The organism is Rhodanobacter sp. FW101-FHT13A11, assembly GCF_058790335.1.
Genome location: NZ_JBYTCN010000005.1, coordinates 87061 through 98887, shown reverse-complemented (window position 1 = coordinate 98887; position 11827 = coordinate 87061). Strand labels below are relative to the sequence as shown.

Sequence of the window (11827 nt, the reverse complement as noted above, 5' to 3'; positions counted from 1 at the left end):
CCCTCCCCCCCCCCCCCCCCCCCCCCCCCCCCCCCCCCCCCCCCCCCCCCCCCCCCCCCGCTCCTACAACGGTTTTTGCCGGGGCCGGGCGTAGGCCCAGCGCAGGAACAGCGGCAGCATCCGTTTCCATGACGCCTGGTTGTGCTGGCCGCCAGGCAACAGGAACAGCGAGGCATCCGCCCTGCGCGACGGATGTCCCGCGTAGTCCAGGTTGATCGAATAGCCGAGCTGCTTCAGGCCACGCGCGCGAAAGCCGTCGGCGCCGCGATAGCCTTCGAGCAGGTCCTGCACGTCGTCGATCGTATCGTTGATGCCGTCGCCGTCGCGGTCCGCGGTTTCCTCCGTCGTACCCGCCGCGAACCAGAATTTCAGGCCCGCGCGCCCGGGCCCATGATCGACCATCGCCTGCGCCAGCCGCGTGTGCTGGATCGCAGTGGCGCTGCTGCGGTCCGCAGCCAGCCAGAACGAGGGCGAGAAGGCGCCGACCCGGCCGAACACCTCCGGGTACTGCCAGCCGAGGTTGAACGCGTTCAGCGCGCCGAGCGACCAGCCCAGCACCGTGCGCCCGCGCGCGGTGCGGCGCGTGCGGTAGTGCGCGTCGACATACGGCACCAGCACGGTGGCGACCCAGGCGGAATAGTCCTGCGCGCGCACGCCGATCGGGCCGATCCGCGAACCGCCGACGAGGCTGCGCGCGCCGGCGCGATCGGACAGGCCGTAGCCGCTGGCGCGGTCGTCGAGCATGCGGATCGCCACCACGATGACCGGCTCGATCGCCCGCTCGCGGTACAGTCGCGCCAGCGTCGACTGCAGTCCCACCGCGGCCATGTCCTGGCCGTCGTTCGCGTACAGCACCGGGTAGCGGCGGCCGGACGCGCCCGCGTAGCCGGGCGGCAGGTAGACCGCCACCTTGATCCGCTCCGGCGCGAACGCCGGCGCGTCGAGCTGCAGTTGCACCGGTGCGTCATCGGCGGCGGGAGCATCCGCCGCGGACGCGCTGCCGGCGACCAGCACCCCACAGAGCAGCAGCCACGGCAGGGCGACGAGGCGAAGCACCGTCACGCCACGCTGGCAAACCACGCGCCGTGGCCGGGCAGATGCAGGCGGTGGCCGTCGAGCCGCCCGGCCACCAGGCCGTGGCCTTCCAGCGGCTGCGGCTTGCCGAGCGCCGCGGGCAAGTCGATCGCGACGTCGACGTCGGCCAGGTTGAACGCCACCAGCACGGTCTGCCCGGCCAGGCGGCGGGTGAACGCCAGCACCGGCTCGGCGGTATCGACGAAGGCGATGTCGCCACAGCGCAGCGCCGGCTGCGACTTGCGCCAGTGCATGAAGCTGCGGAAGCCGTTCAGCACCGAATGAGGGTCGGCCTCCTGCCGGCTCACCGCCAGCGCGCGATGTTCCGCGGGAACCGGCAGCCACGGCATGCCGCGGCTGAAGCCGGCCTGCGCATCGGCGTCGCTCCATGGCATCGGCGTGCGGCAACCGTCACGGCCCTTGAACTGCGGCCAGAACGCGATGCCGTAGGGATCCTGCAGCGCTTCGTAGGGCAGTTCGGCCTCGGTCAGGCCCAGCTCCTCGCCCTGGTAGACGCACACCGAGCCGCGCAGCGAACACACCATCGCGGTGAGCAGGTTGGCCAGTTGCGCCGACGGCCGGCCCCTGCCCCAGCGGGTCAGCACGCGCTCGACGTCGTGGTTGGAGATCGCCCAGCACGGCCAGCCGTCGGTCATCTGCGCTTCCAGCGCCTGCACCGTGCCGCGGATGTGCGCCACGCTGAAATCGTCGGTCAGCAGCTCGAAGCTGTAGCCCATGTGCAGGCGGCCGGGACGGGTGTAGTCGGCCATCGTCGCCAGCGAATCCTCCGAGGAGATCTCGCCCAGCGTGGCCGCGTCGTGGTAGCGGTCCGTCAGTGCGCGCAGCTCGCCGAGGAAGGCCAGGTTCTCCGGCCGCGTGTTGTTGTAGTAGTGGTACTGGAACGCGTAGGGATTGTCCGGGCTGAAGCCGCGGCCGACGCGCTTGTCCTTCGGCTTGGGCGGGTTGTCGCGCAGCTCGCGGTCGTGGAAGCAGAAGTTGATCGCGTCCAGGCGGAAGCCGTCCACGCCCTTGTCCAGCCAGAAGCGCACGCTGTCGAGGATCGCCGCGCGCACCTGCGGGTTGTGGAAGTTCAGGTCCGGCTGCGAGGTCAGGAAGTTGTGCAGGTAGTACTGGCCGCGACGCGGCTCCCATTGCCAGGCCGAGCCGCCGAACAGCGACAGCCAGTTGTTGGGCGCGCTGCCGTCATCCTTCGCGTCGGCCCACACGTACCAGTCGGCCTTCGGGTTGTCGCGGCTCTCGCGACTCTCCCGGAACCATGCGTGCTCGGCGGAGGTGTGGCTGAGCACCTGGTCGATCATCACTTTCAGGCCCAGCGCGTGCGCCTTCGCCAGCAGCCGGTCGAAGTCGGCCAGCGTGCCGAACAGCGGATCGACGTCGCGATAGTCGGCGATGTCGTAGCCGAAGTCGGCCATCGGCGAGCGGAAGAACGGGGCGATCCAGATCGCGTCCACGCCGAGGCTGGCCACGTAGTCGAGCCGCTCGATGATGCCCGGCAGGTCGCCCACGCCATCGCCGTTGGTATCCAGGAAACTGCGCGGATAGATCTGATAGGTGACGGCGCCGCGCCACCAGGGTGCATCGGTCATTTGAGCGTGTCCCCACGACATGATGCGGGCGCGTTCCATCGCCCGTCGTTGAATGCGGATCAGCTTAGCCGCAGCCCCGTTGCGACCTGCACGGATGTGCATACGTATTCATTCGTGCTGCAGGTGCGACATGTTGCGCATGCGGGGCGATCGGCCGCAGTGCATACGTCACGGGCGCATGTCAAGTTGCACCACGGTTCGCGCCGCCAGGACCTTCTCCGTACACCCGCCATGTTGCAGTGCCATAAACGCTGGATGGCACCCGGCATGAATACGTATGCAGGAAATGCTTCGCTGCGGAAACCCCGGCCTACCATGCATGCACGTCGCCGAAAACCTCGGCGGCGCACCTGCCGACGGTCGTCGCCGACGGAAGCGCGGGGAACCCATCGACCGAGATCGACGGCGACACACCTTTGTGGGAGGGGATTACATGGTTCTGAAACATAACGTGCTGGCGATGGCGATCGCATCGGTGTGCCTGGGCATGTGCGCCACGGCCTACGCCGGTACCGCGCCCTCGGCCAGCCAGCCGCAGGACACGCAGCAGCAGGCCCAGCCGTCGTCGACCGACAAGGCCGGCAAGGACAGCAAGGACACCGACGGCAAGCGCAAGACGCAGATGCAGGCGGTCGAGGTCAACGGCTTCATCAGCAGCATCGAGAACTCCACCGCGCTCAAGCGCAACGCCAGCACCATCGTCGAGGCCGTATCGGCCGAGCAGGTCGGCAAGCTGCCCGGCGTGAGCATCGCCGACACCCTCGGCCGCCTGCCCGGCCTCGCCGTGCAGACCGTGAGCGGCCGGCCGCAGGTGCTGACCATCCACGGCCTGGGCCCGGACTTCTCCACCGCGCTGGTCAACGGCGGCCAGCAGGTCAGCACGTCCAACAACCGCGACGTGCAGTTCGACCAGTACCCGTCGAGCTGGTTCGACAACGTGGTGGTGCACCTGAGCCCGTCGGCCAACCTGATCGGCCAGGGCCTGGCCGGCACCGTCGACATGCACACCATCCGTCCGCTGGAGAAGAGCGGCCCCGAAGCCGCGGTGAACGCCCACTACATCTGGAACGACATGTCCCAGCTGTCGAGCGGCCACGGCGTCAGCGACAAGGGCTACAACCTCAACGGCGTGTGGGTGAACCAGTTCGCCGACCACACCCTGGGCGTCACCCTGGGCGTGGACCTGGAGTCCAATCCCTCGCAGATCCAGCACCAGCAGCCGTGGGGCTACCCGAGCGACAACAGCGGCGACGCGGTGATCGGCGGCGCGAAGAACTTCGGCATCTCCGACTCGATGAAGCGCAACGGCGTGCTGGCCACCGTGCAGTGGCAGCCAAACGAGCACTACACCGGCACCATCGACCTCACCTACGACAACTTCAAGGAAGTGCAGCAGGCGAAGGGCATGGAGTTCCCGCTGTGGTGGAGCTCCGCGAAGCTGCTGCCGGGCGCCGTCGCCCAGAACGGCTTCGTGCAGAGCGGCACCTACGGCAACGTCAAGCCGGTCATCCGCAACGACTACAACCGCACCAGCGCCCGGGTCTACAACTTCAACTGGGAGAACAAGTTCACGATCAACGAGAACTGGACGGCCAACCTCGACGCGAACTACTCGCGCGCCACCCGCCGCGACATCAACCTCGAGAGCTACTCCGGCACCGGCTACGGCTCGACCGGCGCCACCGACACCCTCGGCTTCGTCGAGCGCAGCAACGGCCTGCTCTACCTCAACCCGTCGCTGAACTACACCAACGGCGTCGTGCTGACCGACCCACAGGGCTGGGGCGGCGGCAACGACGTGGTGCAGGCCGGCTTCATCAACGCGCCCCGTACCATCGACTATCTCGCCAACCTGCGCCTGAGCATACAGCGCGACTTCACCAGCGGCCCGTTCTCCAGCATGGAGTTCGGCGTGGAACGCGGCGTGCGCAACAAGACCTACCACATCGACCAGAGCTTCCTGACCCTGGGCGGCGGCACCATCAGCGGCGGCAACGCGGTGAAGACCGCCGCGTTCACCGGCAGCAGCTGCGACCCGCTGTCGTGGATGGGGGTGGCTTCGCAACTTTGCTACAACCCGTTCGACCTGATCGGCAACGGCACCCTGCAGCAGGTGCCGACCTTCGGCTCGTCGCTTTCGATGCCGCCGAACTGGAAGGTGCGCGAGAACAACCTCACCCCGTACCTGCAGTTCAACCTCGACACCCACCTGGGTGACGTCAGCCTGCGAGGCAACTTCGGCGTCCAGGCGGCGCACACCTCGCAGCGCGCGGTGGGCGAGCGCGTGGCGCCGGGAAGCGCGATCACCGGCAACGCGATCACGCTGCTCCCGGTGACCGGCAGCACCAGCTTCACCCGCTACCTGCCCAGCGCCAACCTGATCTTCGGCTTCACCGACAACGACGACCTGCGCGTCAGCGCCGCACGCACCATGGCCCGTCCGCGCATGGACCAGATGAACGCCAGCCTCGGGGTGAGCGGCAACATCACGCACCTGCCGAACACCGACCCGAACCAGGCGTACTTCAGCGCCTCGGGCGGCAACGCCAAGCTGCTGCCGACCATGGCCGACAACTACAACATCAGCTACGAGCACTACTTCTCGGGCGGGTCGGGCTACCAGTGCAACGCCAACGACTCGAAGACCTCGGACCTGTGCCGCAGCGGCGCCGGCTACGTCGCGGTATCGGGCTACTTCCTCGAGCTGCGTGACTACATCAACCCGAACGCGGCCTACCTGTACGACTTCAGCTCGTTCCTGCCGTTCGGCCTGACCCCGGCGCAGCTGGCGCAGTTGGGCACCACCAAGGGCATCGTCTCCGGTCCGACCAACGACGGCCACGGCTACGTGAAGGGCGCCCAGGTGACCTTGAACCTGCCGTTCAACCTGGTCACGCCGACGCTCGACGGCTTCGGCATGATCCTCACCGGCAACCGCACCAAGAGCTCGCTGGTCTACGCCGGCAACAGCAACCCGCTCACCGTGCCGGGCCTGTCGAAGTGGGTCGCCAACGGCACGCTGTACTACCAGCACAACGGCTTCGAGGCCCGCATCAGCGACAGCTACCGTTCGAGCTTCCTGGGCGAAGTGTCGGGCATCAGCGCTTCCCGCATCGAGCAGACCATCAAGGGCGGCAGCACCTATGACGCCCAGGTCAGCTACACGTTCGACAGCGGCAGCCTGAAGGGCCTGACCTTCATCGTGCAGGGCTCCAACCTGTCCAACAAGATCTTTACCACTTACCAGAACAACGACCCCCGCCAGGTGCTGACGTGGGAGCGTTACGGCCGCCGCTACGATATCGGCGTCTCGTACAAGTTCCAGTAAGCCGTATCGACATTACCTCCCCATGGTGCCCCGCTGTGTTTTTTCCAGCGGGGCTTTTTTTCATGATCCGTGCGCCCGCAGCGACGGCGGCGCGGCAGCATCGACAGGGTGCCGAGGAACGATGACATGAACGACTCCCGCATCCGCCAGGTGGTGATCGTCGGCGGCGGCACCGCCGGCTGGATGGCCGCGGCGCTGCTCGCCCAGGCTCTCGGAGCGGGCGTTGCCATGCGCCTGGTCGAATCGGCCGAGATCGGCACCGTCGGCGTGGGCGAGGCCACCATTCCGCAGATCCGCCACATCAACCGCTTCCTCGGCATCGACGAGGACGAGTTGCTGCGCTTCGTCCACGGCACCTACAAGCTGGGCGTGCAGCTCAACGGCTTCACCCGCCTCGGCGATTCCTACCTGCACGCGTTCGGCGACCTCGGCCTGCCGCTGGGGCTGACGCCGTTCCACCATTACTGGCTGCGCGCCGTGCAGGGACGCACCAGTGCCGCGAGCGCAGGCGACGGCAGGGATGCCGGAGATAGAGCAATGCCGGGAGCAATTGCCGGATGCGCAGGAGCGGCCCGCCGAGCGGACGCGCCGGACCTGTGGGCGTATTCGCTCAACGCCGCGGCCGCCGCGGAAAACCGCTTCGCGCCGCTGGAGAAGATCCCGGACAGCCCGCTCGGCGGCCTGCGCTACGCCTACCACTTCGACGCCACGCGCTACGCCCAGTACCTGCGCGAGCGCATCGCGCCGGGCGCGGTGCAGCGCATCGAGGGCAAGGTGACGGAAGTACGCCTGCGCGAGGGCGACGGCTTCATCGAATCGCTGCGGCTGGACAGCGGCGAGATCGTCGAGGGCGACTTCTTCATCGACTGCTCCGGCTTCCGCGGCCTGCTGATCGAGGGCGCGCTGAACACCGGCTACGAGAACTGGCAGCACTGGCTGCCCTGCGACCGCGCGCTGGCGGTGGCCAGCGCGCCGGGTGGCCCGATGCGCCCGTACACCCAGGCCAGCGCGCGCACGGCCGGCTGGCAGTGGCGCATCCCGCTGCGCCATCGCACGGGCAACGGCCACGTGTACTGCAGCCGCTTCATCAGCGACGACGAAGCCGCCGTCCAGCTGCTGGCCAACCTGGAAACCGAGCCGCTGGGCGACCCGCGCCCGCTGCGCTTCGTCACCGGCATGCGCCGGCTGGCGTGGAACCGCAACTGCCTCGCGCTGGGCCTGGCCGCCGGCTTCATGGAGCCGCTGGAATCGACCAGCATCCACCTGGTGCAGTCCGGCATCAGCCGCCTGCTGGCGATGTTCCCCGACCGCCATTGCGACAGCGCGCTGGTGGATGAGTACAACCGCCAGACGCGCTTCGAGTACGAGCACGTGCGCGACTTCCTGATCCTGCACTACAAGGCCACCGAGCGCACCGACACGCCGTTCTGGCGGCAGTGCGGCGCGATGGAGATCCCGCCGTCGCTGGCACGCCGCATCGAGCTGTTCCGCCGCACCGGCATGGTCTTCCGCGAAGGCGAGGAGCTGTTCGCCGAGACCGGCTGGGTACAGGTGCTGCTGGGCCAGCGCATCGAACCGGAACACCACCACCCGCTGGCCGACGCGTTGAGCGACGCGCAGCTGGAGGGTTTCCTCGCCGACATCCGCACCCTGGTCGGCCGCGCCAAGAACACGCTGCCGCCGCACCACGCATTCGTGGCGCGCGCGGCCGGCAGCCTCGTCACATGAACGCCGCAGCGTTTCGCCGTGGCCGGAGCCAGCCATGATCCGATGCCTCGCCTCGTCCCTGCTGTTCGCCCTGCTCGCCGCGCAGCCCGCGCTGGGCAGCCCCGCGCGGGCTGCCACCGCGCCCACCGCCCCCGCCACATCGGCCCCCTCCGGCGTGTGGTACGAGATCTTCGTGCGCAGCTGGTACGACACCGACGGCGACGGCACCGGCGACCTGAACGGCATCACCGCGAAGCTCGACTACCTCCAGTCGCTCGGCGTCTGCGGCATCTGGCTGATGCCGATCAACCCCTCGCCCAGCTACCACGGCTACGACATCACCGACTACTACGCCATCAACCCACAATACGGCACGATGGCCGACTTCGAACGCCTGCTGCGCGAGGCGCACCAGCGCGGCATCAAGGTGATCATCGACCTGGTGATCAACCACACCAGCGACCGGCACCCCTGGTTCCAGGCTGCCCGCGATCCCGCCGATCCGCATCACGACTGGTACAGCTGGGCCGGCCCGCACACCGACCTGCAGGCCGAGGACGCCGCCGGCCCGCAGGCCTGGCACGCGCTCGGCACGGCGCATTACCTGGGCGACTTCTCCAGCAACATGCCGGACCTCGACTACGACACGCCGGCGGTGCGCCGGGAGATGGTCAAGGTCGGCCAGTACTGGCTGAAGAAAGGCGTCGACGGCTTCCGCCTCGACGCCGCCCAGCACATCTACTACGACTTCAAGGCGGACGCGAACAACCCGCTCACGCTCAAGAAGAACCTCGCCTGGTGGTCCGAATTCCGCCGGGGCCTGGATGCGGTCGCCCCCGGGGCCTATGTCGTCGGCGAGGTAACCCGCGACTCCGCCGACGAACTGGCGCCGTACTTCAAGCCGCTCGACGCGGCGTTCGACTTCCCGCTGGCGACGCGGCTGATCGACAGCGCGAAGCACGAGCGCGCCGGCGATCTCGGCGCGCTGCTCGCGCACACCGATGCCGCCTACCGCAAGGTCGCCGGCAAATCCGGCGTGGACGCGCCATTCCTGTCCAACCACGACCAGGAGCGCGTGATGAGCCAGCTCGACGGCAACCCGCAGCACATGCGGATGGCCGCCGCGATGCTGCTCACCCTGCCCGGCCACCCGTTCGTCTATTACGGCGAGGAGCTGGGCATGCGCGGCAAGAAGCCCGACCCCGACCTGCGCGAGCCGATGCGCTGGCACCGCGACCCGCACGGCGAGGGCGAGACGCGCTGGAAAGCCTTCAGCGCCGGCGACGGCCCCGCCGTCTCGGTGGAAGCCGAGCAGCAGGCGGACGGCTCGCTGCTGCACTACTACACCATGCTGATCGGCTGGCGCCGCGAGATCGGCGCGCTGCGCGACGGCACGCTCACCGCGCACCCGCTGGCCAATCCGCACATCGCCGCCTGGCAGCTCGACGACGCCGGCAGCCACGTGCTGGTGCTGCACAACCTGTCGGGCCAGCCGCAGCAGCTGCCGCTGGGCGACGCGCGCTACCGCCAGCTGCTGCGGTACAGCCGCCCCGGCACCGTGCTGCAACGCGGACGCCTCTCGCTGCCGCCGTACGCCAGCGCCATCCTGGATTGAAGCCGTGACCCACAAGGAGCCCGCCGTGACCATTCCGTCCGCCCGCACCGCAAAACCCGGCCCGAGCCTGGCCGCCTGGCTATGGCTCGGCCTCGCCTTCGCCCCGGCCGGCGGCATCGCCGCGACCGCCCCCGCGCAAACTGCACAGGCACCCCGCATGGCACAACCGGCCGACCACGCCATCACGATCGACTTCGGCGCCGACCGCTGGGAGGTCCGCTTCGTCGCACCGGGCATCGTGCGCATCCGCTCCATGCGCCATGGCCAGTCCGGCGAGTCCGCGCTGGTACTCGACCCCGCGCGCACGCCGCCGCCCTTCGCCGAAGCGCAGGGCACGCAGGCCGCCGATGGCGCGAGCCTCGCCTCCGCCGCCGCCTCGGTCCACTGGGATCGCCAGCGCCACCTGCTGCGGATCGACGACGCGCGGCAGCGCACGCTGCTCGGCATCGATGCCGACGCCCTGCGCCACGGCAAGCTGCAGGCACGACACGCCGCGAGCGATGCGCTGTACGGCATCGGCGGCTACAACGCGACGCAAGATGCCTCCGCCGGCCTGCTGCGCAGCGGCCGGCAGGTGGCCACCGCCGGCGAGCAGGGCCATGCCGGCGCGCCGTTCGTGTGGAGTACCGCCGGCTACGGCGTGCTGCTGGACAGCGACGGCGCCACGTTCACCCTGCGACCCGGCGCGATCGACGCCAGCGGCCCGCGCCAGGATATGGACGTCTATATCCTGCTCGGCACACCCGCCCGGATCTTCGGCGCGCTGGCCGAACTCAGCGGCCGCACGCCGCTGTTCCCGAAGTGGGCGATGGGCTTCACCAACAGCCAGTGGGGCATCGACGAGAAGGAACTGCTGCAGATCGTCGACACCTACCGCGCGAAGCACATCCCGCTGGACAACTTCACCCTCGACTTCGATTGGAAGGCCTGGGGCGAGGACGACTACGGCGAGTTCCGCTGGAACGCCACCAAGTTCCCGGACGGACCCGACGGCAAGCTCAAGGCGATGCTCGACGCACGCGGCGTCCATCTCACCGGCATCATGAAGCCGCGCGTGCACCTCGACACCGTGGAGGGCCGCCAGGCCACCGCCCACGACCTGTGGCGCCCCGACGAGAAGGCCGCGCCGGACTACTTCTCGCACAAGCCGGCGAAGGACATCGACTTCGACAAGCCGGCGGCGCGCGCGTGGTTCTTCAACGACGCGCTGAAGCACTCGTTCGCCACCGGCATCGTCGGCTGGTGGAACGACGAGGCCGACAACACGCCCAGCGACACGCAGTTCCTCAACATGCAACGCACGCTGTACGACGGCCAGCGCGCCATCTCCAACCTGCGCGTGTGGTCGATCAACCGCAACTTCTGGCTGGGCTCGCAGCGCTACGCCTACGGCCTGTGGTCCGGCGACATCCCCACCGGCTTCGCCAGCATGGCCGGCCAGCGCGCGCGCATGCTCAGCGCGGTCAACGTGGGCGCGATGCAGTGGGGCATGGACGGCGGCGGCTTCAAGAACGGCACGCCGACGCCGGAGAACTACGCGCGCTGGGTCGAGTTCGGCGCGTTCACGCCGATCTTCCGCGTGCACGGCGAGCTGGGCCAGAAGCGCCAGCCGTGGGTGTACGGCCCGGTCGCCGAGAAGGCCGCCACCGACGCGATCCGCCTGCGCCAGGCGCTGATCCCGTACATTTACAGCTACGAACACACGCGCCGCACCACCGGCGTGGGCCTGGTGCGCCCGCTGCTGTTCGACTGGCCGCACGACCCGAACGTGCGCAACGACGTCGACAGCTGGCTGTTCGGCGACTGGCTGCTGGTGTCGCCAGTGGTCGTGCAGGGCCAGACCGCAAAGGACGTCTACCTGCCCGCGGGGCGCTGGATCGACTGGTTCAGCGGCAAGGCCTGGGAGGGCGGCCGCACCGTGCGCCTGGCGATCGACGGCAAGGGCTGGGGCGACATCCCGCTGTTCATCCGCGACGGCGCGATCATCCCCATGCAGCCGCCGATGGACTACGTCGGCGAGCGGCCGCTGACCCAGCTCGACGTCGACGTGTTCCCCGCCGCGCAGCGCAGCACGTTCGACTATTACGACGACGACGGCGCCACCTACGGCTACGAGCACGGCGCGTACTTCCTGCAACCGCTGTCGGCGCAGCGCCATGGCGACACCGTGCAGCTGGAACTCGGCGCCGCGACCGGCAGCTTCAAGCCGGCGCTGCGCTTCTACCTGCTGAAGATCCACGGCAGCGCGGCCACCGGCGCCAGCGGCAAGCTGCCGGCGTTCGACAGCCTCGACGCCTTGCAGCGCAGCGGCGGCGAAGGCTGGGCCCGCGGCCACGACCGCTACGGCGACGTCACCTGGGTGCGCGTGGCCGCGGCGCGCGCGGCGCAGATCACGCTCACCCGCTAGGCCCGACCGGCCCGTTCCAGAGTTTCCTGAAGGCGCAAGAACCCCGGTATGCCAGCGCGGCATGCCGGATCCACCCAACCGCGGAGGAA

General features: G+C 69.1%; 6 protein-coding genes. 4 read left to right on the top strand and 2 right to left on the bottom strand.

Features of this window, described 5'->3' with window-relative positions:
- Positions 1 to 63: 63 nt before the first annotated feature.
- Both AC3WRN_RS07635 and AC3WRN_RS07630 read right to left on the bottom strand, forming a co-directional pair.
- Positions 64 to 1056, bottom strand: a complete 993-nt coding sequence (locus AC3WRN_RS07635; RefSeq protein WP_492622529.1) for an alpha/beta hydrolase — start codon at positions 1054 to 1056, stop codon at positions 64 to 66.
- Between the two features lie 2 nt (positions 1057 to 1058).
- The gene (locus AC3WRN_RS07630) at positions 1059 to 2681 is read right to left on the bottom strand and encodes an alpha-glucosidase family protein (RefSeq protein WP_492622528.1); all 1623 of its coding nucleotides are present in this window, start codon (positions 2679 to 2681) and stop codon (positions 1059 to 1061) included.
- Positions 2682 to 3114: 433 nt separating this feature from the next.
- On the opposite strand from AC3WRN_RS07630, the gene AC3WRN_RS07625 reads away from it, so the two are divergent.
- The 4 genes from AC3WRN_RS07625 (at position 3115) to AC3WRN_RS07610 (ending at position 11738) form a co-directional block, all read left to right on the top strand.
- Positions 3115 to 6009, top strand: a complete 2895-nt coding sequence (locus tag AC3WRN_RS07625) for a TonB-dependent receptor (RefSeq protein WP_068096642.1) — start codon at positions 3115 to 3117, stop codon at positions 6007 to 6009.
- Positions 6010 to 6135: 126 nt separating this feature from the next.
- Positions 6136 to 7737 (top strand): tryptophan halogenase family protein, encoded by a 1602-nt coding sequence (locus tag AC3WRN_RS07620; RefSeq protein ID WP_492622527.1) that lies wholly within the window; start codon positions 6136 to 6138, stop codon positions 7735 to 7737.
- 34 nt (positions 7738 to 7771) lie between these two features.
- Positions 7772 to 9331, top strand: a complete 1560-nt coding sequence (locus tag AC3WRN_RS07615) for an alpha-amylase family glycosyl hydrolase (protein WP_492622526.1) — start codon at positions 7772 to 7774, stop codon at positions 9329 to 9331.
- A 157-nt stretch (positions 9332 to 9488) separates the two neighbouring features.
- Complete coding sequence (locus tag AC3WRN_RS07610; protein WP_492622612.1) at positions 9489 to 11738, top strand: glycoside hydrolase family 31 protein; 2250 nt, start codon at positions 9489 to 9491, stop codon at positions 11736 to 11738.
- The last annotated feature ends 89 nt before the right edge of the window (positions 11739 to 11827 follow it).

Bases quoted from the DNA above. Each gene is read 5' to 3' on its own strand.
- AC3WRN_RS07630 (WP_492622528.1), bottom strand. From the start codon at position 2,681: ATGACCGATGCACCCTGGTGGCGCGGCGCCGTCACCTATCAGATCTAT.
- AC3WRN_RS07625 (WP_068096642.1), top strand. From the start codon at position 3,115: ATGGTTCTGAAACATAACGTGCTGGCGATGGCGATCGCATCGGTGTGC.
- AC3WRN_RS07620 (WP_492622527.1), top strand. From the start codon at position 6,136: ATGAACGACTCCCGCATCCGCCAGGTGGTGATCGTCGGCGGCGGCACC.
- AC3WRN_RS07615 (WP_492622526.1), top strand. From the start codon at position 7,772: ATGATCCGATGCCTCGCCTCGTCCCTGCTGTTCGCCCTGCTCGCCGCG.
- AC3WRN_RS07610 (WP_492622612.1), top strand. From the start codon at position 9,489: ATGGCACAACCGGCCGACCACGCCATCACGATCGACTTCGGCGCCGAC.